Annotated in this window: 20 protein-coding genes; 10 read left to right on the top strand and 10 right to left on the bottom strand. The window is 61.3% G+C overall.

All coding sequences use genetic code 11. The annotated features are described in order from the left end of the window. Window positions 1-195 precede the first annotated feature (195 nt). Window positions 196-1,572 (bottom strand): signal recognition particle protein, encoded by a 1,377-nt coding sequence (gene ffh, locus AC07NR_RS24455; RefSeq protein WP_085711647.1) that lies wholly within the window; start codon window positions 1,570-1,572, stop codon window positions 196-198. A gap of 209 nt (window positions 1,573-1,781) precedes the next feature. On the opposite strand from ffh, the gene AC07NR_RS24450 reads away from it, so the two are divergent. The 3 genes from AC07NR_RS24450 to AC07NR_RS24440 all read left to right on the top strand — a co-directional run bounded on the left by AC07NR_RS24450 (window position 1,782) and on the right by AC07NR_RS24440 (window position 5,400). Beyond that, window positions 1,782-2,594 (top strand): cytochrome C assembly family protein, encoded by an 813-nt coding sequence (locus AC07NR_RS24450; RefSeq protein ID WP_085711648.1) that lies wholly within the window; start codon window positions 1,782-1,784, stop codon window positions 2,592-2,594. A 12-nt stretch (window positions 2,595-2,606) separates the two neighbouring features. Next, window positions 2,607-3,848, top strand: coding sequence for a transporter associated domain-containing protein (locus AC07NR_RS24445; RefSeq protein WP_495079649.1), 1,242 nt, complete (start codon window positions 2,607-2,609; stop codon window positions 3,846-3,848). 235 nt (window positions 3,849-4,083) lie between these two features. Then, window positions 4,084-5,400, top strand: a complete 1,317-nt coding sequence (locus AC07NR_RS24440) for an MFS transporter (RefSeq protein ID WP_495079648.1) — start codon at window positions 4,084-4,086, stop codon at window positions 5,398-5,400. A gap of 46 nt (window positions 5,401-5,446) precedes the next feature. Here AC07NR_RS24440 and purT read toward each other — a convergent pair whose 3' ends face one another. The 5 genes from purT to AC07NR_RS24415 form a co-directional block, all read right to left on the bottom strand. Beyond that, window positions 5,447-6,628, bottom strand: coding sequence for a formate-dependent phosphoribosylglycinamide formyltransferase (purT, locus tag AC07NR_RS24435; RefSeq protein ID WP_085697261.1), 1,182 nt, complete (start codon window positions 6,626-6,628; stop codon window positions 5,447-5,449). A 100-nt stretch (window positions 6,629-6,728) separates the two neighbouring features. Next, a complete protein-coding gene (locus AC07NR_RS24430) occupies window positions 6,729-7,196 on the bottom strand; it encodes a preQ0 transporter (RefSeq protein WP_495079647.1) in 468 nt (155 codons plus the stop codon). Window positions 7,197-7,292: 96 nt separating this feature from the next. Further along, a complete protein-coding gene (locus AC07NR_RS24425; RefSeq protein WP_114881512.1) occupies window positions 7,293-7,502 on the bottom strand; it encodes a DUF1289 domain-containing protein in 210 nt (69 codons plus the stop codon). Further along, complete coding sequence (locus AC07NR_RS24420; protein WP_034154816.1) at window positions 7,499-8,023, bottom strand: gamma carbonic anhydrase family protein; 525 nt, start codon at window positions 8,021-8,023, stop codon at window positions 7,499-7,501. Before AC07NR_RS24420 ends, AC07NR_RS24425 begins: the two co-directional genes overlap by 4 nt. 47 nt (window positions 8,024-8,070) lie before the next feature. After that, complete coding sequence (locus tag AC07NR_RS24415) at window positions 8,071-8,670, bottom strand: CoA pyrophosphatase (protein ID WP_085711654.1); 600 nt, start codon at window positions 8,668-8,670, stop codon at window positions 8,071-8,073. Window positions 8,671-8,817: 147 nt separating this feature from the next. On the opposite strand from AC07NR_RS24415, the gene AC07NR_RS24410 reads away from it, so the two are divergent. From AC07NR_RS24410 to nagE, 7 genes are all read left to right on the top strand, one after another. Next, entirely contained in the window at window positions 8,818-9,369 is a 552-nt protein-coding gene (locus tag AC07NR_RS24410) for an NUDIX hydrolase (protein WP_096819233.1), read from the top strand. A 103-nt stretch (window positions 9,370-9,472) separates the two neighbouring features. Then, a complete protein-coding gene (locus tag AC07NR_RS24405; protein WP_085711656.1) occupies window positions 9,473-9,988 on the top strand; it encodes a L,D-transpeptidase family protein in 516 nt (171 codons plus the stop codon). Between the two features lie 330 nt (window positions 9,989-10,318). Next, window positions 10,319-11,050, top strand: a complete 732-nt coding sequence (locus AC07NR_RS24400) for a GntR family transcriptional regulator (RefSeq protein WP_007954613.1) — start codon at window positions 10,319-10,321, stop codon at window positions 11,048-11,050. A gap of 30 nt (window positions 11,051-11,080) precedes the next feature. Continuing rightward, window positions 11,081-12,187: an N-acetylglucosamine-6-phosphate deacetylase gene (gene nagA / locus AC07NR_RS24395; RefSeq protein WP_119429035.1), complete on the top strand. Its 1,107-nt coding sequence runs from the start codon at window positions 11,081-11,083 to the stop codon at window positions 12,185-12,187. Continuing rightward, the gene (locus AC07NR_RS24390; protein WP_495079646.1) at window positions 12,168-13,190 is read left to right on the top strand and encodes an SIS domain-containing protein; all 1,023 of its coding nucleotides are present in this window, start codon (window positions 12,168-12,170) and stop codon (window positions 13,188-13,190) included. Before nagA ends, AC07NR_RS24390 begins: the two co-directional genes overlap by 20 nt. A 35-nt stretch (window positions 13,191-13,225) precedes the next feature. Then, on the top strand, window positions 13,226-15,739 hold the full coding sequence (gene ptsP, locus AC07NR_RS24385; protein ID WP_495079645.1) for a phosphoenolpyruvate--protein phosphotransferase: 2,514 nt from the start codon (window positions 13,226-13,228) through the stop codon (window positions 15,737-15,739). A gap of 23 nt (window positions 15,740-15,762) precedes the next feature. Then, entirely contained in the window at window positions 15,763-17,478 is a 1,716-nt protein-coding gene (gene nagE / locus AC07NR_RS24380; protein WP_495079644.1) for an N-acetylglucosamine-specific PTS transporter subunit IIBC, read from the top strand. An 80-nt stretch (window positions 17,479-17,558) separates the two neighbouring features. On the opposite strand, the gene AC07NR_RS24375 is transcribed toward nagE, so the two are convergent. The 4 genes from AC07NR_RS24375 to purL form a co-directional block, all read right to left on the bottom strand. Further along, on the bottom strand, window positions 17,559-18,011 hold the full coding sequence (locus AC07NR_RS24375) for a hypothetical protein (protein ID WP_305836758.1): 453 nt from the start codon (window positions 18,009-18,011) through the stop codon (window positions 17,559-17,561). Then, entirely contained in the window at window positions 17,995-18,633 is a 639-nt protein-coding gene (locus tag AC07NR_RS24370; RefSeq protein WP_495079643.1) for a DUF6036 family nucleotidyltransferase, read from the bottom strand. Before AC07NR_RS24370 ends, AC07NR_RS24375 begins: the two co-directional genes overlap by 17 nt. Window positions 18,634-18,887: 254 nt before the next feature. After that, window positions 18,888-19,199: an NGG1p interacting factor NIF3 gene (locus AC07NR_RS24365; RefSeq protein WP_495079642.1), complete on the bottom strand. Its 312-nt coding sequence runs from the start codon at window positions 19,197-19,199 to the stop codon at window positions 18,888-18,890. A 5-nt stretch (window positions 19,200-19,204) separates the two neighbouring features. Continuing rightward, window positions 19,205-23,101, bottom strand: coding sequence for a phosphoribosylformylglycinamidine synthase (gene purL / locus AC07NR_RS24360; protein WP_495079641.1), 3,897 nt, complete (start codon window positions 23,099-23,101; stop codon window positions 19,205-19,207). Window positions 23,102-23,322 lie beyond the last annotated feature (221 nt).

Genomic DNA, 23,322 nt, shown 5'->3' with positions numbered 1-23,322 from the left:
GGTGCCCGAAAGGCCGCATATTCTAAGGAATATCCGGACTTTTGCAAATGACTTTTTCCGGCGCCTATGGCATGCCGTGCTGATTTGCGGTAGAGCCGTCAATAAAAACGGCCTGTCAGCTCCCGCCGAATGCGGGTTTGCTGTGAATCCCGCATCCATGCGGGACTGCGCCGGTGCGACGACCGGCGAGTTCTTTTACAGTTTTGGCATGCCGCCGCCGGGCAGCATTCCGCCCATGCCGCGCATCATTTTCGCCATTCCGCCCTTGGCGGAGAATTTCTTCATCATCTTCTGCATCTGCTTGTGCTGCTTGATCAAGCGACCGATGTCCTGCACCTGGGTGCCGGAACCCATGGCGATCCGACGCTTGCGCGAACCGCTGATCAGCTCGGGATCGCGGCGCTCGGCCGGGGTCATGGAGTTGATGATGGCTTCCATCTGCTTGAACTGCTTCTCTGCCGCACTCTGGGCATTGCCCATCTGCGAAAGGTTGACGCCACCGATGCTCGGCAGCTTGTCCATGAGGCCGCCGAGGCCGCCCATGTTCTTCATCTGTTGCAGCTGATCGCGGAAGTCTTCGAGGTCGAAGCCCTTGCCCTTCTTCAGCTTCTTGGCCAGCTTGTCGGCCTTGTCCTTGTCGAGGGTCGCTTCAGCCTGTTCGATCAGGCTGAGCACATCGCCCATGCCGAGGATCCGCGAGGCGATACGCTCAGGGTGGAACGGGTCGAGCGCTTCGGTCTTCTCGCCCATACCGATGAATTTGATCGGCTTGCCGGTGATGGCACGCACGGACAGTGCGGCACCGCCACGGGCGTCACCGTCGACCTTGGTCAGGATCACACCGGTCAGCGGCAGTGCATCGCCAAAGGCCTTGGCCGTATTGGCGGCGTCCTGACCGGTCATGGCGTCGACCACGAACAGGGTTTCGACCGGGTTGATCGCGGCGTGCAGCGCCTTGATCTCGCCCATCATCTCTTCGTCGATGTGCAGACGACCGGCGGTATCGACGATGACCACGTCGATGAATTTCAGTTTTGCTTCTTTAATAGCCGCGTTGGCGATGTCGACCGGCTTCTGGCTCAGGTCGGACGGGAAGAACGTCACGCCGATGTCGTTGGCCAGGGTTTCCAGCTGTTTGATAGCGGCAGGACGATAGATGTCCGCCGACACGACCATGACCGACTTCTTCTTGCGCTCTTTAAGGAAGCGCGCCAGCTTGCCGGCGGTAGTGGTTTTACCGGCACCCTGCAGACCGGCCATCAGGATGACGGCAGGCGGCACGGCGCTCAGGTTCAAGTCTTCGTTGGCCGCGCCCATCAGGCTTTCGAGTTCGGCCTGGACGATCTTCACGAACGCCTGGCCCGGCGTCAGGCTGCGCGACACCTCGGTGCCGACAGCGCGTTCCTTGACCGAATTGACGAAGTCCTTGACCACCGGCAGGGCAACGTCGGCTTCGAGCAACGCCATGCGCACTTCACGCAGGGTGTCTTTAATGTTGTCTTCGGTCAGTTTCGCCTTGCCGGTGACATGGCGCAGCGTCTGCGAGAGACGGTCGGTTAAGTTTTCAAACATTGCGCGATCCTTTCAGGCCCTGTGTAGACCGGGATAATGGCGGCCCGGACCGGAATCAACATGTACTCGGCGAGCCTGCGGCGTGGGCAGGTCGCGGATTATAGCGAAGACTGCGTCTGGCGGACACCTCGCTGTCAGCTTGCCGGTCTTTCGTGCGATGACCGTTCTATGCCAAACTCAGCGCCTTTCGGGCTTGCCTAACAGGATTTATGCTCCCCTTGTCACCGAGTTTGCTGACCACCCTCGCCGCCGCCCTTCTCTATGCCGCTGCGACCCTTTATCAGGGCACCCGCCTGGCCACTGGCGCCAAGGCCAACAAGCGCCTGCTGGTCACGCTTGGCGTGCTCGCCGTGCTGGCCCACAGTGCCAGCCTGCTGACTCACCTGCTGACGCCGATCGGTCTGGGCCTGGACTTCTTCAGTGCGTCGAGCCTGATTGCCGCAGCGGTCATCGCCCTGACCCTGCTGGCCTGCTCGCGGATCCCGGTGGAAAACCTGCTGGTCCTGCTGTTCCCGCTGGGGGCGATCACCGTGTTGCTGGCGCAGTTTGCGCCGACCGGCACCGTGCAGATCATCGACGAAGAGCCAGGCATCCTCGCGCATATCCTGCTGTCGATCCTTGCCTACGGCATGTTCACCATCGCCGTGTTCCAGGCCTTGTTGCTGCTGGTGCAGGATCACCAGCTCAAGAACAAGCACCCGTCCGGGCTGATCAAGAACTTCCCGCCGCTGCAAACCATGGAAAGCCTGCTGTTCGGCTTCCTCTGGGCCGGCTGGACGCTGCTGTCGCTGTCGTTGATTTCCGGCTGGCTGTTCGTCGAAAACCTGTTTGCCCAGCACCTGGTGCACAAGACCCTGCTCGCCTGTCTGGCCTGGATCGTGTTCAGCGTGCTGTTGTGGGGCCGCAATCGCCTGGGCTGGCGTGGCCACAAAGCGATCCGCTGGACCCTCGCCGGTTTCTGTCTGCTGATGTTGGCGTATTTCGGCAGCAAACTGGTCCGTGAATACATCCTGCACATCTGACGGGCGGCATAAATGGACGGTTTGCCCATAGGGCCGATGCTCGCGGTATTTGTCCTGCTGATTCTCTGGTCGGGGCTGTTTACCGCCATCGAAGTGGCGCAACAGCATCTGCTGGCACAACGCACCGCGTCGCGTGCCAGTGACAAGCCACTGGCAAAACTCAGCTTTCCGCTCGACAGCCTGATCCTGTGCAACACCCTGTGCCGCGCCCTCGCCGTGGTGCTTGCCACGCTGCTGGCGATTTTCCTTTGTGAAGAAAACGGTCCCTGGGCAGCCACCCTGGGTGCAGGCGCCGTCCTGCTGGTGTTTGCCGACTATTTCCCGCGCACCCTCGCCCAGCGTTATCCGGACGCCGTGCTGTCATTCGGCAACACGTTGCTGGCAGTGCCGCTGAAAGTGATCTATCCGCTCGCATGGCTGCTGAGCAGCATCAGTGGTTTGCTGCTGCGTCCGCTGGTGCGCAAGCAGCAGGTCGTGCAACAGAGCGAAGATGACGTCCCGCCGGAACGCCACGACGACCCGGAACATCCGTCACGCACGCACCCGGTTTCCGGTATCCACGCGCTGGACAACATCACGGTCAACGACATCCTGGTTCCTCGCAGTGACGTCGACGGCATCAATCTCGACGATCCGATCGAAGAGATCATCGAGCAGTTGCGCCACAACAAGCGCACGCGCCTGCCGGTTTTCCACAGCGACATCAACCAGGTCGAGGCGGTCCTCAATACCCGGCAGATCCGCCACTTGCTGGACAATCACGCCCTGACCCGCGAAGCGCTGCTCGCCGCCAGTTACGAGCCGTATTTCGTCCCGGAAAGCACGCCGCTGCAACTGCAACTGCTGAACTTCCACAAGCAGCAACGTCGCCTGGGCATGGTGGTGGACGAATACGGCGAAGTGCTGGGGATTGTCACCCTGGAAGACATTCTCGAAGAAATCGTCGGCGAATTCGAAAGCGAGCACAGCCTCGACAACCCGCACATCCATCCGCAGGCCGACGGGCGCATGGTGATCGACGGCGCCGCCTCGATCCGCGAATTGAACAAATGCCTGGGCTGGCATCTGCCCAGCGACGGCCCGCGAACCCTGAATGGCCTGGTGACCGAAGCGCTGGAAACCATTCCGGAAAGCGCGGTGTGCCTGAAGATCGGGCGCTATCGCCTGGAGATCCTCGAAACCGAGGAAAACCGCGTGAGCAAAGTGCTCATCTGGCACACCAGCTCGGCACCGGCCCTCACGCCCGTCCGCTAGCTCGCCCCTTGTTCAATCGTTAGCCACCTTCCTATAATCGCGGTGCTTACCCAAGCCCCGCCGAACCCCGTGCTTACCCCGCACCCGACAGGTTTCGGCCGGTTCATCGCCGCTTTCCGCATCACACCGACGACTGTTCCTACCTGAAACAGCGCTCGCGCCCTATCCCACATCCCCGGGTAGTCGACCATAATAATTCGCTCCAATGGAGCTCATGACTGTCAGGGATCACCGCATGACGACCAGTACTGCTTACAGCGACACCGCGCCGACCCAACCGGCCAACTCTGCCACCCGGGTGGCCACCGCGAGCTTCATCGGCACGGCCATCGAGTTCTACGATTTCTACGTCTATGCCACCGCCGCCGCACTGGTGATCGGGCCGGTATTCTTTCCGCAGACTTCCGGCACCGCGCAGATGCTCTCGGCCTTCCTCACCTTCGGTATCGCTTTCCTCGCCCGCCCGCTGGGTTCGGCGCTGTTCGGCCATTTCGGCGACCGGATCGGACGCAAGTCCACACTGGTGGCTTCCCTGCTGCTGATGGGTGTCTGCACCACTCTGATCGGCGTGCTGCCGGGTTACGATAGCATTGGAGCGTGGGCGCCGATCCTGTTGTGTGTGCTGCGCTTCGGCCAGGGCCTGGGATTGGGTGGAGAATGGGGCGGCGCGGCACTGCTGGCGACCGAAAACGCGCCAAAGGGCAAGCGGGCGTGGTTCGGCATGTTCCCGCAGCTTGGTCCTTCGATCGGATTTCTGGCAGCCAACGGCCTGTTCTTGACCCTGGCCATGACGCTCAATGACGAACAGTTCCGCAGTTGGGGCTGGCGGATACCGTTCCTGCTCAGTGCGGTACTGGTGATGGTCGGGCTGTACGTGCGTCTCAAGCTGCACGAAACGCCAGTGTTCGCCAATGCCATCGCCCATCAGGAGCGGGTGAAAGTGCCGCTGGTCGAGCTGTTCAGCCAGTATTGGGCACCGACGCTGCTGGGTGCAGCCGCCATGGTGGTTTGCTACGCGCTGTTCTATATCTCGACGGTGTTTTCCCTGAGCTACGGCGTGTCGACGCTGGGCTACAGCCGCGAGACATTCCTTGGGCTGCTCTGTTTCGCCGTGTTGTTCATGGCAGCCGCGACACCGTTGTCGGCCTGGGCCAGTGATCGTTATGGACGTAAGCCGGTGCTGATCGTCGGCGGTGTGCTGGCGATTCTTTCCGGATTTCTGATGGAACCGTTGCTGACTCAGGGCTCGACCTGGGGCGTGGCACTGTTCCTGTGCATCGAGCTGTTCCTGATGGGCGTGACGTTCGCCCCGATGGGCGCGCTGCTGCCGGAACTGTTTCCGACACATGTGCGGTATACCGGTGCATCGGCGGCCTACAACCTCGGCGGCATCGTTGGAGCCTCGGCGGCGCCGTTCTTTGCGCAGAAACTGGTGGCGATGGGTGGTTTGAGTTACGTCGGCGGGTATGTGTCGGGGGCGGCGGTGCTCAGCTTGATCGCTGTGCTGTGCCTGAAGGAAACGCGCCATAACGACCTGAATCAAGTGCCGTAGGCGCAATGATCGCTCCCGCACGGGCGGGAGCGATCAGATAGCGGGATTACAGCTCTACAACGACAGCCTGAGAGGCACGGGTCGCCTTGGCACGAGCGGCCTCGATCGATTCGTCACGGGCCAGTGCAACACCCATGCGGCGCTGGCCGTTGACCTCAGGCTTGCCGAACAGACGCAGCGCGGTATCCGGCTCGCTCAGCGCAGCGCCGAGGTTGGCGAATGCGGTCTGGGTCGACTGGCCTTCCACCAGAATCACTGCCGAAGCCGATGGGCCGAACTGACGGATCAGCGGCACCGGCAAACCAAGGATTGCCCGGGCGTGCAGGGCGAACTGCGACAGGTCCTGGGAAATCAGGGTCACCAGACCGGTGTCGTGCGGGCGCGGTGACACTTCGCTGAACCACACCTGATCGCCCTTGATGAACAGCTCGACGCCAAACAGGCCACGGCCACCCAACGCCTCGGTCACGGCCTTGGCAACGCGCTCAGACTCAGCCAGAGCAATCGGGCTCATGGCTTGTGGCTGCCAGGATTCCTGATAGTCGCCCTTTTCCTGACGGTGGCCGACCGGTGCACAGAACGTGGTGCCGCCGACATGACGCACGGTCAGCAGGGTGATTTCGTAATCGAAATCGATGAAGCCTTCGATGATCACCCGGCCTTTACCGGCACGACCGCCTTCTTGTGCGTAGTCCCAGGCCTTCTGCACGTCATCGGCGCTGCGCAGCAGGCTCTGGCCCTTGCCTGACGAACTCATCACCGGTTTGACGACGCACGGGAAACCCAGGTCCTGAACAGCCTTGCTGTAGTCCTCGAAGGTGTCGGCGAAGTGGTAAGGCGAAGTCGGCAGATCCAGTTCTTCGGCGGCCAGGCGACGGATGCCTTCGCGGTTCATGGTCAGTTGCGCGGCGCGCGCGGTCGGGATCACGGTGAAGCCTTCGGCTTCCAGCTCGACCAGGGTGGCGGTGGCGATGGCTTCGATTTCCGGCACGATGAAGTGCGGCTTCTCGGCTTCGATCACCGCACGCAAAGCGGCGCCGTCGAGCATGTTGATCACGTGGCTGCGATGGGCAACCTGCATGGCCGGCGCATTGGCGTAACGGTCAACGGCGATCACTTCAACGCCAAGGCGTTGCAGCTCGATCACCACTTCCTTGCCCAACTCACCACAGCCACACAGCAATACGCGGGTCGCGGTCGGCGACAATGGAGTTCCGATACGGGTCATCTCAGGTCCTCAAAGAAGCGGATCATCGAGGAAAGCAACGCCAGACGCGCTTTCCATGGGGAGAAAGCGCGGCATTTTACATGAACCTGAGGGTTTGGCTTCAGCCGGCGACAGCCTGTTTACGCTCGCGCCAGGCCATGATCAGCCAAACGGCGGTGACACCGGCGAACTTCGAGGCCAGGGCGGTGATGATCACCGGCGGTGTCAGCAGGTCGATCATGCCGAAGAAGATAAAGGTATCGAGGGGAATGCTCAGCGCCGAGCTGATCCACAGACGATCACGCAACGGACGCTTGGTGATGCTGAACACCAGCCAGTCGATGCACTCGGACACCGCAAACGCCGTGGCACTGGCCAGCGCGATCGATGGATCGGAGGTGACATAGGACAGCACCAGCGCCGCCAGCATCGCCAAAATCGCACCATGGCCGAAACGGATCTGCACCATGTCGCGCAGCACAAACACCAGCCCGCCCCAGGCCGACCAGATGATGTCCAGGTGCGGCGCGGTGGAGAAAGCGAAGTTGATCAGCACGACGCTGCTGATGTAGGCGATGAGGAAAATCATGGGGAGCGACCTGTCAGATTGGCGCACAGGTTACTTGAGGAGAAGAGTCCGGCCAAGTCGGGGAGCAAATTGTATACACCCGACACCAGGCAAGCATCAGCGCTTGGCAGGGATCATCCAAATCAATCCACTGGCCTTCGCCCGCTCATGACACAACCCGAGCACCACCCGCCGCTCGTCGTTGGTCATCCTGCTCCAGCGGGTGATTTCCTCGACCGTGCGCTGGCAACCGGTGCAAATGTCATCCTCGTCCAGTGCGCAAATGCTCACGCACGGCGAAGCGACAGGTCTTTCCGGGGTTGTCATTCTTCCTGCTCGACCAGATCGCGCGCATAGCGCTGGGAGTTATGCACATAGTGCGCGGCACTGGCTTCGAGCATCTTTTTCTGCGGCTCGGTCAGTTCGCGCACGACCTTGCCCGGAGAGCCCATTACCAGCGAACCGTCCGGAATTTCCTTGCCTTCACCGATCAGCGAATTGGCGCCGATGATGCAGTTCTTGCCGATCTTCGCGCCATTAAGGATGACGGCGTTGATGCCGATCAGGCTGTAGTCGCCGACCGTGCAGCCGTGGAGCATGGCGTTGTGGCCGATGGTCACGCCGGTACCGATGGTCAGCGGAAAGCCCATGTCGGTGTGCATCACCGTGCCGTCCTGCACGTTGCTGTTCTTGCCGATCAGGATCAGTTCGTTGTCGCCGCGCAACACGGCGTTGAACCAGACGTTGGCGCCCTCTTCCAGCTTGACCTTGCCCACCAGCACGGCGTTGGGGGCGACCCAGCTCTGCGGATGGGTTTCGACGCGGGCGTCGCCCAGGCGATATTTCATCTTGTTTTCCTCAGGGCTCACGATGGCTGACCATTCGAACGATGGCTTCAGGTATTGATAAAGCTTTTAGGTGGTCGATGCAGGCTGATTTTGGCGTCATAGAGCAGGTTGATCAACTCGACGATCATGATCGCCGTCAGCCCCCAGATCTTGTATTCGCCGTAACGATAGCTCGGCACGTACCAGCTGCGACCCTGATAGTCGATGCGGTGGGTATGTTCACGTGGGTCCTTGCGGAAGAATTCCAGGGGCACGCTGAACACCGCAGCGATCTCGGCATCATTGGCTTGATATTCGACAAAATCGGGAATCACCCCGACATACGGCGTGACCTTGATGCCATGCAGGGAAATCAGCGGGCTGAGCGGGCCGATCACTTCGACCAGGCCGGGCGGCAGGCCGATTTCCTCTTCGGCCTCGCGCAGCGCGGTGAAGATCAGGTCCGGGTCTTCCGGATCCCGCCGTCCGCCCGGGAAGGCGACTTCGCCACCATGGGTCGAGAGCCCGCTGGCACGCAGGGTGAGGACAAGTTCGGGTTCGTCACTGCGAGTAATCGGCACCAGGACGGCGGCCTCGGGGAAACGCGTGTCGGTCTCCAGCGTGCGCGGCGTGTGATTGCTTACCCGGTGCAGTAGCTCGTCCAGCATAAGTGTTCTCGATCTGTGCCTTGCCCTGCATCATGCACCAATCAATGCGACCGCCCAAGCCCTGAACAGGGGTCATGTCGCGAAACGACAACTTGCCGACTGACACCGCTGCACGCCAAGATAGGCGCAGCATTCAGGAACCCCAGCATGAAATTTTGCAGCCAGTGCGGCAACCCGGTGACCCAGCGCATTCCCGAAGGCGACTCGCGGCTGCGATTTGTCTGCGACAGCTGTCAGACCATTCACTACCAGAACCCCAATATCGTGGCCGGCTGTGTAGCGACCTGGGGCAGCAAAGTCCTGCTCTGCCGACGCGCCATCGAACCACGCCTCGGTTACTGGACGCTGCCCGCCGGGTTCATGGAGAACGGCGAGACCATCGAACAGGCTGCCATCCGCGAAACCGCCGAGGAAGCCTGCGCCCGGGTGCGCAACCTGAGCATCTACACCCTGATCGACGTGCCGCACATCAGTCAGGTGCATGTGTTCTTTCGCGCCGAGCTCGCAGACCTGGACTTTTCCGCCGGCCCCGAGAGCCTCGAAGTGCAACTGTTCGACGAAGCGCAGATTCCATGGGACGAGCTGGCTTTCCGCACGGTGGGCCGTACCTTAGAATGCTTCTTCGCTGACCGCCGCGCCGAGACTTACCCGGTGCGCTCGGAATCGATCCCGCCGCTTGCTCAACCGGCCATCACTTGATTTCAGTGCCAGCCGGCCGATAACCCGCGTGCGCAGCCCGCGACAGCGCCTGCATAAGATCTATAAATAAATTATCTGCATCACCTCCTGGGGAATCGTTTCAATGCGCTGGTTGCTTGCCCTGTTTTGCCTGTCGTTCGTCACCGTCTCCCAAGCGTCGTTCGTGACCACCGTGACGCCTTCGAACACCCCGCTCATCGAAAAAATACTGGTGCTCAAATCGGCTCATCAACTGCAGTTGATCGCCGACGGCAAACCGCTCAAGAGCTATCGCATTTCCCTGGGCAAGGGCGCGAAGAAAGGTCCGAAACTGATTGAAGGCGACAAGCGCACACCCGAAGGTTTCTATTGGATCGACTGGCGCAAGACCAGCGACAAGTTCAACCTGTCGATGCACATCTCCTACCCGAACATCAGCGACTCCGCCCGCGCCCGCCGTGAAGGCGTCGAGCCCGGCGGCATGATCATGATCCACGGCACGCCGGATTCCGCAGAGAACCCGGAAAACCTGTTCCACACCCTGGACTGGACCGACGGCTGCATCGCCATGCGCAACGTCGACATGCGCGAAGTCTGGAACCTGGTGCCGGACGGCACGATGATCGAAATCCGCCCCTGATTCTGTCACCAGGACACCTGCTTTCTCCGGGCCGCGAAGCGGCCCTTTCTCCTGACCATTGGTCGCCCGTAAAAAAATAAATGCAAAAGATCGCAGCCTGCGGCAACGCCTGAACGGTGATACCACTTTCACCCGCCGGAACTGCCGCAGACTGCGATCTTTTGCGTTCCAGCCCCCACCTCTAATACCACTTGAAACCACCCGCCCTCAAACACCCGATTCCAAAGGACCAGAGGCATTTCCGCCGCGTTGACATGGTATTCAAGTGGTATTAGTTTTCGCCGAAACAGCGAGCGACAACAATCCAATATCAGCTCCGGAAGTGCCTGCATGAACGATCTCCACGCCCTGCGCCCTGACGACTCCCAGCCGACGCCGCTGTACCTGCAACTGGCGCGCAACCTGGAAGCGGCGATTCATGCCGGCCAGTGGAAAGCCGAACAGGCGATGCCGTCGGAGCGCAATCTCAGCGAGATGCTGGGGATTTCCCGGGTCACTGCACGCAAGGCCCTGGAAGTCCTGCTCGATCAAGGTTTGATCCGCCGCCTGCAAGGTTCCGGCACCTTCATCACTCCGCGCCTTGAACAACCGCTGTCGCGTCTGTCGGGTTTCAGCGAAATGCTCCGTCTCAAGGGTTTCGTGCCCAGCTCGCAATGGCTCGAGCGTGAAATCACCCTGCCCACCCACGAAGAATTGATCCGCCTCGGCCTGTCGCCGAACGACAAGGTCGCGCGCATGAAACGCCTGCGTAAGGCCGACGACACGGTGATGGCCATCGAGATGAGCACCCTGCCCGCCTCGATCATGCCCAAGCCGCAAGTGGTGGGCGATTCCCTCTACGAACACCTCGACAGCATCGGCAAGCCGATCGTGCGCGCCTTGCAGCACATCCAGGCGATCAACGCCTCGGACGAGTTCGCCGCGCTGGTCGGCATCGCCCCCGGCACCGCGATGCTGCTGATGACCCGGGTCGGCTACCTGGAAGACAACACGCCGATCGAAGTCACCGACACCTATTGCCGCAACGACTACTACGACTTTGTTGCAGAGCTTCGCCGCTGACCGGCAGCCAGGCCAAACGAGAGAAGCGAAATGTCCGAAGACAACATCCTCACCGCTGACGGCTGGATTCGCGGCCGGCTGATCCACGAACACGGCAGAGTCGTGTCCATCGAAGGCGTGCCCTGCGATCCGGCGGACAACGACCTGCCTTACCTGCTGCCGGGTTTCATTGACCTGCACGTTCACGGCGGTGGCGGCAAAGACATCATGGAAGGCACCAGCGCCTTCGAGACCATCACCCGGACCCACGTGCGTTTCGGTACCACTTCGCTGCTGGCCACCACGATGACCGCGCCGAGTGCCGAGATTGCCAGCGTGCTCAAGGATGTCGGGGAATTCTGCGAACAGCGTCCGAAAGGCGCCGCCCGGGTCCTCGGCGTTCACCTCGAAGGCCCGTACATCAATCCCGGCAAACTCGGTGCGCAGCCGAACTTCGCCCACACCGCGTTGATGGCCGAAGTCGAAGAGTATCTGGCACTGGCGCCAATCCGGGTGATCACCATCGCCCCGGAAATCGCCGGTCACGACGGTTTGATTCGTGAACTGAGCCGCCGTGGCATCCGCATGCAGATCGGCCACACACTCGGCAGTTACGAGGAAGGCGTCGCCGCCCTCGAAGCCGGCGCCACCAGCTTCACGCATTTGTACAACGCCATGAGCCCGCTGCATCACCGCGAACCGGGGATCGTCGGCGCGGCACTGGCCCACGCCAAATTCGCCGAGCTGATTCCGGACTTGCTGCACGTGCACCCCGGCGCGATCCGCGTGGCCCTGCGCTCGATCCCGTGCCTGTACTGCGTCACCGATTCGACCGCCGCCGCCGGCATGCCCGACGGCGAGTACAAGCTCGGCAGCCACACCGTCACCAAATGCCTGGGCGGGGTGCGCCTGCCAGACGGCACGCTGGCCGGCAGCACCCTGACCATGGATCAGGCTTTGCGCAATCTGGTGAAGATCGGTCTACCGATAGCCGAGGCCTCGCAACGTCTTTCGCAATTCCCCGCCGACTACCTCGGCATCACCGAACGCGGGCGCCTTGCACCTGGCGCCTGGGCCGACTGCGTGCGGCTGGATCGCTCACTCACACTGACCGCCGTCATGGTCGAAGGAGAAGACATTGACTTCAAAAATGCTTGAGGAGGCGCTGTCCTCGTTCGAGGCCGTGCAAGCCCAACTGCAACAGCTCGATGCTTCGATGATCGAGATCGCCGGGCGCCTGCGCCGTCAGCCGCCGCAAGTGGCGATGACCGTCGCCCGTGGCAGTTCCGACCATGCGGCCAGTTATTTCGCCTACCTGACCATGCAGCAACTGGGCATTCCGGTGGCCTCGCTGCCGATGTCGGTGGTGACCATGCAGCAAGCGCCGTTGAAGGTCAGCGGTCAGGTCGCGTTCGCGTTTTCCCAGTCGGGCCAGAGCCCGGACCTGGTCAATAGCCTGCGTCTGCTGCGCAAGCGTGGCGCCTTAAGCGTGTCGATGGTCAACGCTACCGACTCGCCGCTGGAGGCCGCGTGCGAATTCAGCCTGCCGCTGCTGGCCGGCACCGAAAGCAGCGTCGCCGCGACCAAAAGCTTTATTGCCACCCTCAGCGCCAGCGCCCGCCTGATCGCGCACTGGAAAGAAGACAGTGAATTGTTGGAGGCACACAACGCCCTGCCCGAAGGCTTGCGCGACGCCGCGCAACAGGACTGGAGCCCGGCCATCGACGCCCTGCGCGACTGCGAGCGGTTGATGGTGATCGGCCGTGGCGCCGGTTTTGCCATTGCCCAGGAAGCCGCACTGAAATTCAAGGAAACCTCGGCGATCCAGGCCGAAGCCTTCAGCAGTGCCGAAGTGCGTCACGGCCCGATGGCCCTGATCGACGCCAACTACCCTTTGCTGGTGTTTGCCCCGCGCGGCGCCGAGCAGGCCGGCCTGCTGAGCCTGGCGGCGGAAATGCGTCAGCGTGGTGCCCGTGTATTGCTGGCGGCGCCGGATGATGTGCTCGAACGCGACCTGACCCTGAGCCGCGCCGAACACCCGGCGCTCGATCCGATCCTGGCGATCCAGAGCTTCTACGTGATGGCCGCCAACCTGGCCGTGGCCCGTGGCATGGACCCGGATCAGCCGCGTCACCTGAGCAAAGTCACCCGTACGCACTGAGTCCGAACCGAACGTTTTCCTGATGAGACCGAGCCATGCACAACAACAATAAAGAGCTGACTTTAAGCGCCCCGCTCAGCGGCCCGGTGCTCACGCTCGCCAAAGTTCCGGACGCGGTGTTCGCCAGCGGCGCGATGGGCGACGGCATTGCCATCGATCCGCTGAACGACACCTTGTATTCGCCCTGCGCCGGTGTGGTGATCCACGTCGCTCGCACCGGCCATGCAGTGACTGTGCGTGCCGACAACGGCGCGGAAATCCTCCTGCACTTGGGGCTCGATACCGTCGAGTTGCAGGGCGAAGGTTTTTCGATGCTGGTCAAGGAAGGCACGCGGGTCAGCAGTGGCCAGCCATTGCTGCGCTATGACCTGGACAAGGTCGGCCGCCAGTGCAAAAGCCTGGTCAGCCTGCTGATCCTGACCAACAGCCAGGATTTCCAGGCGCGTCCCATCACTCTGAAAACGGTGAAAGTCGGCGAACCGCTGCTGCACATCGTCGCCCGTCACGGCACCGCGGCGAATGCGGAAGAATCCGGCGGCCCGGAAGTTCACGGTCATGTGCGGGTCGCTCATCGTGGCGGTCTGCATGCACGTCCGGCGGCGTTGATCCGCCAGACGGCGCAAGGCTTCAAGAGCCAGTCGAAGCTGCATTTCGCCGGCAAATCGGCGCCGTGCAACAGCCTCATCGGTTTGATGGGCCTGGCGATTGGCGAACAGGACGAAGTGCAAGTCAGTTGCCAGGGTTCCGACGCGCAAGCGGCGTTGCAAGCCCTGCTCACTGCACTGGCCACCGCCCTGCCGGAGGATCATCACGCCGCTGCACCGGTTGCTGCCGCCCCACGCAATCGACCGGCCGAGGCTGGCGTGTTGCACGGTGTTTGCGCAGCACCGGGTCTGGTCGGCGGCCCGCTGTTTCGCCTGAACGCGATCAGCCTGCCGGCGGACGCTGGCAATCATCAGCCCGAGCAACAATTGCAGATCCTCGACACGGCGCTGAATCAGGTTCGCAGCGAAATCGACGGCACCCTCGCCCAGGCGAAAAAACAGCGCAATGCCGACGAAGAAGCAATCTTCGCCGCGCACCTGGCGTTGCTGGAAGACCCGGCCCTGCTCGACGCCGCGCAGCAATCGATCGAAACCGGCACTGCGGCGACTCACGCCTGGAGTCAGTCCATCGATACGCAATGCGAAGTGCTGCAAAACACCGGCAGCCCGCTACTGGCCGAACGCGCCAACGATCTGCGCGATTTGAAACAACGGGTGCTGCGCGCCCTGCTTAGTGAAGCCTGGCATTACGAAGTGCCGGCCGGCGCCATCGTTGCCGCCCACGAACTGACACCTTCGGACCTGCTGCAATTGAGCGCGCAAGGCGTCGCCGGTTTGTGCATGGCCGAAGGTGGGGCGACTTCCCACGTGGCGATTCTGGCCCGGGGCAAAGGCCTGCCGTGCATGGTCGCACTGGGCTCGGCGCTGCTCGATCAAACTCAAGGTCAATCGGTGGTGCTCGATGCCGACGGCGGACGCCTCGAACTGACGCCGAATGCCGAGCGTCTGGCCGAAGTCCAACAAGCGCAGATCGACCGTCAGCAACGTCGCGACGCCCAGCAAGCCAAAGCCCATCTGCCGGCCGAAACCCGCAACGGCGTGGCCATCGAAGTGGTCGCCAACGTCGCCTCCAGCCATGAAGCGGCGGATGCGTTTGCCAATGGCGCCGATGGCGTCGGCCTGCTGCGCACCGAGTTCCTGTTCGTCGATCGCCACACCGCGCCGGATGTCGAAGAACAGCGCGCCGCCTATCAAGCGGTGATCGATGCCATGGGCGACAAGTCGGTGATCATCCGTACCATCGACGTCGGTGGCGACAAACAACTCGACTATCTGCCGCTGCCAGTGGAGGCCAACCCGGTACTCGGTCTGCGCGGTATTCGTCTGGCACAGGCCCGTCCGGAAATCCTCGACCAGCAACTGCGCGCCCTGCTGCAAGTCAGCCCGTTGCAGCGCTGCCGGATCCTGCTGCCGATGGTCACCGAGGTCGACGAACTGCTGCACATCCGCCAGCGGGTCGATGCGCTGTGCCTGGAACTCGGCATCAATCAACGTCCGGAAATCGGCGTGATGATCGAAGTACCGGCCGCCGCGCTGCAGGCCGAACAACTGGCCGAACACGCGGACTTCCTGTCCATCGGCACCAACGATCTGTCGCAATACACCCTGGCCATGGACCGCGACCACGCCGGCCTCGCCGCACGGGTCGATGCCCTGCACCCGGCGCTGCTGCGCCTGATCGCCATGACCTGCGAAGGCGCTGCGGTGCATAAACGCTGGGTCGGCGTGTGCGGCGCCCTGGCTTCCGATCCACTGGCGACGCCGGTGTTGATCGGCCTGGGCGTGACAGAGCTGTCGGTGAGCCCGGTACAAATTGGTGAAATCAAGGATCGCGTGCGCCAACTGCACGAAGCCGAATGCCAACGCCTCGCCCGGGACTTGCTCAAGCTGAGCAGCGCCGCCGCGGTGCGTCACGCCTGTCATCAACATTGGCCTCTGCGCTAACAAAAACAACAAGGACAAACGCCATGTACCAACTCTTCATCGAAGGCCTGCAACGCCTCGGCCGGGCGCTGATGCTGCCGATCGCGATCCTGCCGATCGCCGGCCTGTTGCTGCGCCTGGGCGACACCGACCTCTTGAACATCGCGATCATCCACGACGCCGGCCAAGTGATCTTCGCCAACCTGGCGATGATCTTCGCCATCGGCATCGCGGTGGGCTTCGCCAAGGACAACAACGGCACCGCCGGCCTTGCCGGGGTGATCGGCTATCTCGTGATGATCTCCACGCTGAAGGTGCTCGACGCCAGCATCAACATGGGCATGCTCGCCGGGATCGTCAGCGGCCTGATGGCCGGCGCGCTGTACAACCGCTTCAAGGACATCAAGTTGCCGGAGTACCTGGCGTTCTTCGGCGGCCGGCGTTTCGTGCCGATCGTCACCGGTTTCGCGGCGGTCGGTCTGGGCGTGTTGTTCGGCTACATCTGGCCGCCGATCCAGCACGGCATCAACAGCTTCGGCAGCCTGATGATGGAAAGCGGCAGCTTCGGCGCCTTCGTCTTTGGCGTGTTCAACCGCCTGCTGATCGTCACCGGCCTGCACCACATCCTCAACAACATGGCGTGGTTCGTGTTCGGCAACTTCACCGACCCGACCACAGGCGCGCTGGTGACTGGCGACCTTTCACGCTACTTCGCAGGCGATCCGAAGGGCGGCCAGTTCATGACCGGCATGTTCCCGATGATGATCTTCGGCCTGCCCGCCGCCTGCCTGGCGATGTACCGCAACGCCCTGCCGGAACGACGCAAGGTGATGGGCGGGATCTTCCTGTCGATGGCCCTGACTTCATTCCTGACCGGCGTCACCGAACCGATCGAATTCGCCTTCATGTTCCTCGCACCGCTGCTGTATCTGGTGCATGCGCTCCTGACCGGCCTGTCGATGGCAATCACCAACGCCTTGAACATTCATCTGGGCTTCACCTTCTCCGGCGGCTTCATAGACATGGTGCTCGGCTGGGGCAAGTCCACCAACGGTTGGCTGGTGGTGCCGGTGGGTCTCGCTTATGCGGTCATCTATTACGCGGTGTTCGATTTCTGTATCCGTCGCTTCAACCTGAAGACGCCGGGGCGTGAAGACGTTGCCACCGCAGACAAAGCGGTACTGACCGAAAACGAACGCGCCGGGGCTTACATCAAGGCACTCGGTGGTGCGGAGAATCTGGTCACCGTCGGCGCATGCACGACTCGTCTGCGTCTGGAGATGGTCGATCGCAACAAAGCCTCCGACGCGGACTTGAAAGCGCTGGGCGCGATGGCCGTTGTGCGTCCGGGCAAGGGTGGGAGTTTGCAGGTGGTTGTCGGGCCGATGGCCGACAGCATTGCCGATGAGATTCGCCTGGCGATGCCGGCGTTGGGCCGTGCCGTAGTGGCTGCACCTGTTGCCGTCATCGAAACCATCGAACCGGTTGCAGTCGCCACACCGCTGGCACAGCAATGGCTGACCGCCCTGGGTGGCAGCGACAATGTCCTGCAACTCGACTGCATCGCCATGAGCCGGATTCGCCTGCAACTGGCCGATGGCAAGGCGCTGTCGGAAACACGATTGAAAGAACTGGGGTGCCTGGGTGTGAGCGCGCTGGAGGATGGCGTTTGGCACTTGCTGGTGGGCGAGCGGGCGCAGAGCTTGAGTGCGGCGTTGGAGGGGCTGGTTAATCGGAGTGAGGTGAGTGCGAAAGTCTGATGGTTGCCATCAAGTTTTGACTTGAAGCGATTACAAAGAGACCCGGCCTAGGCCGGGTCTCTTGTTTACACGCATTAACCTCAAGACAGCTTTCCTCGCTGTTCTTCCTCGTAGTGCCGGGTCTGGAATGGCATGAGTGTCTGAACTTTCAAACCCAGGCTTTCTTTCAATCCCCAAGCGACAGCCAACTCATCACAACGATTGCGTAAAGAAACCGCTTTTTGAGGTGTTACGTTCTGCTTGGGTGTTGAATGGGTGAAAAGCTCAAGCGCGTGAAGCGTTTCCATTACGCGGTTATCCGATACGCAAGCAAAACGAGTGAATCGCTCAAGCAGATAAGCCGCCCGACGGCGCTCGGTTTCATCGCAATGAAACGCAAGGAAGGTTTTGACCTCATTCTCAAGATTCGACTCTGAATACCAGACTTCTTTGGCCGCATTCACCAACGCTACGCCATCAGCCTGATCCAGAGGACTTCTGACCAAAGTGTCCAATGCGGATGAAAGGACGTGATCGTCAAATGACTTCAACATCTGATTCCTCCAGGTAGTCCTGCAAAATATTGGTCAGCACCGAGGTGGGCGGCTCTTTGTTGCCAACATATACATCAATGGCCTGCAATGCCAGACGCCGGAATTCACTGGACAGAATGTAACCGGATCGAAGAAGCGCGTTGATGTCCCCAATGTCATGATCAGTGGCCCTGCCAAGCTTTGTTATAGCGACATCGACAGGTGCTGCAATGTGGACCTGTAGTGGAGACATCTCTGAAAACTCCGAAAGCGGGATACTACGTGCCCAGTAGTCCTCATGAATCGGACCAAAACTCGTGTTGTATTGCAGGTCATAGTTCAGTTCCATCATTCGAGCTGATCGCTCGTCCATAAAAGGTTCCGGGACCTGCGCGAGCAGGGCTTGAAGATCTAGCCCGTCAGGAATGCAAGCTTCATAAATCTCAGCGTCAACATCGATGGAAATGCGGTGATTTGTATAGAGATGAACTGCGCACCCTCCGAACACAATGATCTTCACCGCGCCGGGAACAGCGTTCTCTTGCATCAACTCTGCTTCGACCGATTTGAACATCGAAATCAAAGCCTGCCCCAATCCAGTACTCGTATTGATGCGAGGAGTGACTACATCAAGCAATTCCATTTTAAACCTCGGATCCTGGCGATTGTTTCAACAACGAGCACGCCAAGGTAGGGATGTGATTTCCGAGGGACAACCTGAAAAAGCGGTAGGAAAAATGGTGGGTTTATTAGCTTGCAGTAAAAATTCTGACGCCTATCAATACCCGTCACTGGAAAGCCGGATCATCGCCCACAGCATCTACAGAAAAAATCGCAGGCAACAAAAAACCCGCTGAAATCACTCTCAGCGGGTTTTCCACAACTGCGATCAGAAGATCAAAAATCCTCCAGCCGCCACACTTCATAAGCCGGCGTCTCGTAAGGATGGCTCGACTTCAAAGCCCCCACCACCCCACGAATCAACTCATCACCAACGACAAGCTCAACCTTCCACTCCTCAACCCGCTCAACCTGCCCAGCCTGACCAATGAACGGCTGACTCCCGTCCAGAGGCCGAAACTGACCCGTACCAAGCACCTGCCACGCACAGTGGTCATAGTCACCGATCCGCCCACCACCGGCAGCGAACACAGCATCCTTGACCACCTCGACATGGCTGTCGGGAACAAAAAACGCGAGCTTGTACACAGCGCTTAGTTCACCCACACACGAGCGTTACGGAACATGCGCATCCACGGAGCGTCTTCGTTCCAGTCTTCCGAACGCCACGAGTTCTGCACGGCGCGGAACACACGCTCCGGGTGCGGCATCATGATCGTCACGCGACCGTCGCGGCTGGTGAGGCCGGTGATCCCGCGCGGCGAACCGTTCGGGTTGGCCGGGTAGGCTTCGGTGACCTTGCCGTGGTTGTCGACGAAACGCATCGCCACGCAACCGGACAGATCGGCTTCGAGCAGTGCCTCTTCGCTTTCGAATTCGGCATGGCCTTCACCGTGAGCGATGGCGATCGGCATGCGCGAACCGGCCATGCCCTGCAGGAAGATCGAGTTCGATTCCTGGACTTGCACCATTGCCACGCGCGCTTCGAACTGCTCGGAGCGGTTGCGCACGAAGTGCGGCCAGAACTCGCTGCCCGGGATCAGTTCGTGGAGGTTGGACATCATCTGGCAACCGTTGCACACGCCGAGGGTGAAGCTGTCGTTACGCTCGAAGAAACCCTGGAACGCATCGCGGGCACGGCTGTTGAACAGTGCGGACTTGGCCCAGCCTTCACCGGCGCCGAGTACGTCGCCGTAGGAGAAACCACCGCAGGCCACCAGGCCTTTGAACTCGTTCAGGTCGACACGGCCGGCCAGAATGTCGCTCATGTGCACGTCGATCGCGTTGAAACCGGCGCGGTCGAACGCGGCCGCCATTTCCACCTGACCGTTGACGCCCTGCTCACGCAGCACGGCAACCTGTGGGCGGATGCCTTTCTTGATGTAAGGCGCGGCGATGTCCTGGTTGACGTCGTAGCTCAGCTTGACGCTCAGGCCCGGATTGTCTTCTTCCAGCAGTACATCGAATTCCTGCTGGGCGCAGTCGGCGTTGTCGCGCAGCCGCTGGATCTGGTAACTGGTCTCGGCCCACTGACGCTGCAGCAGACGACGCTGGCCTTCGAACACGGTGTCACCGTTGAAGGTGATGTTGATCTGGCCGTTGTTGATCGGCTGACCGATCACGGAAACACAGTCGCCCAGACCGGCCGCGCTGAATTGCGCGAGGATGTCCGGGGTGGCGTCCTGGCGAACCTGGATCACCGCACCCAGTTCTTCGTTGAACAGGATGGCGGCGATTTCAGCGGCGTTTTCCGCAACGCTGTCGAGGTTCAGGCTCAGGCCGCAGTGGCCGGCGAAGGCCATTTCCACCACGGAGGTCAGCAGACCACCGTCGGAACGGTCGTGGTACGCCAGCAGGTGACCGTCGGCGTTGAGGCCCTGGATTACGGCGAAGAACGCTTTCAGGTCTTCGGCGTCATCGACGTCCGGAGCCTGCTTGCCGAGCTTGCCGTGAACCTGAGCGAGGATCGAGGCGCCCATGCGGTTCTGGCCGCGACCGAGGTCGATCAGGATCAGGTCGGTGGTGCCCTTGTCCATGCGCAGTTCCGGAGTCAGGGTCTGACGGATGTCAGCCACTGGCGCGAAACCGGTCACGATCAGGGACATCGGCGAGGTGACAGTCTTGTCTTCACCGTTGTCGTTCCAGCGGGTAGCCATGGACATGGAGTCCTTGCCCACCGGAATGGTCAGGCCCAGCTCGGGGCACAGTTCCATGCCGACCGCTTTCACGGTGTCGTACAGACGCGCGTCTTCACCCGGGTGGCCTGCAGCGGACATCCAGTTCGCCGACAGTTTGATGTCGGAGAGCTTGTTGATGCGCGAGGCGGCAATGTTGGTCAGGGTTTCGCCGATGGCCATGCGGCCCGACGCCGGAGCGTCCAGCAGCGCCAGCGGAGTGCGCTCGCCCATCGCCATCGCTTCACCGGTGTAGACGTCGAAACTGGTGGCGGTGACGGCCACGTCGGCCACCGGAACCTGCCATGGGCCGACCATCTGGTCACGGGTCACGAGGCCGGTGATGGTGCGGTCGCCGATGGTGATCAGGAAGCTCTTGCTCGCCACGGCCGGGTGGTGCAGAACGCGCTCGATGCTTTCGCCGATGTCGAGGTTCGACGGATCGAAGTCATCGCCCAGCTCGGCTTCACGAACCACCGACCGGTGCATGCGCGGCGCCTTGCCCAGCAAAACTTCCAGTGGCATGTCCACCGGGTTGTTGCCGAAGTGGCTGTCGGTCACGGTCAGTTGCGGCTCGGCGGTGGCTTCACCGACGACGGCAAACGGGCAACGCTCACGTTCGCAGATCGCCTTGAAGCGCTCGAAGTCGGCCGGTCCGACTGCCAGAACGTAACGTTCCTGGGATTCGTTGGACCAGATTTCGTGCGGGGCCATGCCCGGCTCGTCGTTTGGAATGTTGCGCAGTTCGAAACGGCCACCGCGGTCGCCGTCGTTGACCAGCTCCGGGAAGGCGTTGGACAGACCGCCCGCACCCACGTCGTGGATGAAGCTGATCGGGTTCTTGTCGCCGAGCTGCCAGCAACGGTCGATGACTTCCTGGCAGCGACGTTCCATTTCAGGGTTTTCACGCTGAACCGAGGCGAAGTCCAGATCCGCCGAGCTGGTGCCGGTGGCCATGGAGGAGGCAGCACCGCCGCCCAGACCGATCAGCATCGCCGGGCCGCCCAGAACGATCAGCTTGGAGCCGACGACGATCTCGCCTTTCTTGACGTGTTCTTCACGGATGTTGCCCATGCCGCCAGCCAGCATGATCGGCTTGTGATAACCGCGAACTTCGTCACCGTGCGGGGTGGTGATCGACTGTTCGAAGGTACGGAAGTAGCCGGTCAAGGCCGGACGACCGAATTCGTTGTTGAACGCGGCGCCGCCCAGCGGGCCTTCGATCATGATGTCCAGCGCATTGACGATGCGCTCAGGCTTGCCGTACGGCACTTCCCACGGCTGTTCGAAGCCCGGGATCTGCAGGTTCGACACGGTGAAACCGGTCAGGCCGGCCTTCGGCTTGGCGCCACGGCCGGTCGCGCCTTCGTCGCGGATCTCGCCGCCGGAACCGGTGGATGCGCCCGGGAACGGTGCGATCGCGGTCGGGTGGTTGTGGGTTTCAACCTTCATCAGGATGTGCACCGGCTCCTGCACCGCGCCGTACTGGCGGGTTTCCGGATCCGGGAAGAAGCGGCCGGCAACGTTGCCGACGATTACCGAAGCGTTGTCCTTGTAAGCGGACAGCACGCCTTCGCTGTGCATCTGATAGGTGTTCTTGATCATGCCGAACAGGCTTTTTTCCTGGCTCTCGCCGTCAATATCCCAACTGGCGTTGAAGATCTTGTGGCGGCAGTGCTCGGAGTTGGCCTGGGCGAACATCATCAGTTCGATGTCGTGCGGGTTGCGCTTGAGGCCATTGAAGGCGTTGACCAGGTAGTCGATTTCGTCTTCGGCCAGGGCCAGGCCCAGCTCGACGTTGGCCTTCTCCAGCGCGGCGCGACCACCGCCGAGGATGTCGATGGCGGTCAGCGGCTTCGGCTCGGCGTGGCTGAACAGACCGGCAGCCTGTTCGAGGTTGCCCAGAACGATCTGGGTCATGCGGTCATGCAGTACGTCGGCGATCTGCTGCGCCTGGGCGTCGCTGAACTGACCGGCCACATAGAACGCGATACCGCGTTCCAGGCGCTGGATCTTGCTCAGGCCGCAGTTGCGGGCGATGTCGCTGGCCTTGCTCGACCATGGCGAGATGGTGCCGAAACGCGGCAACACCAGGAACAGACGACCGGTCGGCTCTTGAACCGGAACGCTTGGACCGTACTTCAGAAGGCGCGCAAGCACCTGCTGTTCGTCGCCGGTCAGGACGCCGGTGACTTCGGCGAAGTGAGCGAATTCAGCATACAGGCCACTTACAGCTGGAACCTTCTGGCTCAGTTGCTCAAGGAGTTTGCTGTGGCGAAAGGCAGAAAGGGCAGGAGCGCCGCGCAGGATCAACATCTTCGGGACAGCCTCGGGAAGGGGTGTGCTTTGAGGCCGTGCATTCTAGCCTAAACCGCCCTCAACATCACCCGAAACGCTACGCACGGTTGCACTCGGACCTCAATCTGTGTTTCTGCCTCTGAAGTCAGATTTAGAGCCTGCGAGACAACAGCTTATTTTTTCTGTCACAAAATGCTGTCCGGCCCCATTCCTGCGGGGTTGCGGGTGCTTTTTCAATC

Source organism: Pseudomonas sp. GW821-FHT09C09, assembly GCF_059418105.1.
The sequence above is the reverse complement of the archived record's forward strand: the minus strand, read 5'-3'. Positions and strand labels throughout refer to the sequence as shown.

Bases quoted from the DNA above. Each gene is read 5' to 3' on its own strand.
- ffh (WP_085711647.1), bottom strand. From the start codon at position 1,572: ATGTTTGAAAACTTAACCGACCGTCTCTCGCAGACGCTGCGCCATGTC.
- AC07NR_RS24450 (WP_085711648.1), top strand. From the start codon at position 1,782: ATGCTCCCCTTGTCACCGAGTTTGCTGACCACCCTCGCCGCCGCCCTT.
- AC07NR_RS24445 (WP_495079649.1), top strand. From the start codon at position 2,607: ATGGACGGTTTGCCCATAGGGCCGATGCTCGCGGTATTTGTCCTGCTG.
- AC07NR_RS24440 (WP_495079648.1), top strand. From the start codon at position 4,084: ATGACGACCAGTACTGCTTACAGCGACACCGCGCCGACCCAACCGGCC.
- purT (WP_085697261.1), bottom strand. From the start codon at position 6,628: ATGACCCGTATCGGAACTCCATTGTCGCCGACCGCGACCCGCGTATTG.
- AC07NR_RS24430 (WP_495079647.1), bottom strand. From the start codon at position 7,196: ATGATTTTCCTCATCGCCTACATCAGCAGCGTCGTGCTGATCAACTTC.
- AC07NR_RS24425 (WP_114881512.1), bottom strand. From the start codon at position 7,502: ATGACAACCCCGGAAAGACCTGTCGCTTCGCCGTGCGTGAGCATTTGC.
- AC07NR_RS24420 (WP_034154816.1), bottom strand. From the start codon at position 8,023: ATGAAATATCGCCTGGGCGACGCCCGCGTCGAAACCCATCCGCAGAGC.
- AC07NR_RS24415 (WP_085711654.1), bottom strand. From the start codon at position 8,670: ATGCTGGACGAGCTACTGCACCGGGTAAGCAATCACACGCCGCGCACG.
- AC07NR_RS24410 (WP_096819233.1), top strand. From the start codon at position 8,818: ATGAAATTTTGCAGCCAGTGCGGCAACCCGGTGACCCAGCGCATTCCC.
- AC07NR_RS24405 (WP_085711656.1), top strand. From the start codon at position 9,473: ATGCGCTGGTTGCTTGCCCTGTTTTGCCTGTCGTTCGTCACCGTCTCC.
- AC07NR_RS24400 (WP_007954613.1), top strand. From the start codon at position 10,319: ATGAACGATCTCCACGCCCTGCGCCCTGACGACTCCCAGCCGACGCCG.
- nagA (WP_119429035.1), top strand. From the start codon at position 11,081: ATGTCCGAAGACAACATCCTCACCGCTGACGGCTGGATTCGCGGCCGG.
- ptsP (WP_495079645.1), top strand. From the start codon at position 13,226: ATGCACAACAACAATAAAGAGCTGACTTTAAGCGCCCCGCTCAGCGGC.
- nagE (WP_495079644.1), top strand. From the start codon at position 15,763: ATGTACCAACTCTTCATCGAAGGCCTGCAACGCCTCGGCCGGGCGCTG.
- AC07NR_RS24375 (WP_305836758.1), bottom strand. From the start codon at position 18,011: ATGTTGAAGTCATTTGACGATCACGTCCTTTCATCCGCATTGGACACT.
- AC07NR_RS24370 (WP_495079643.1), bottom strand. From the start codon at position 18,633: ATGGAATTGCTTGATGTAGTCACTCCTCGCATCAATACGAGTACTGGA.
- purL (WP_495079641.1), bottom strand. From the start codon at position 23,101: ATGTTGATCCTGCGCGGCGCTCCTGCCCTTTCTGCCTTTCGCCACAGC.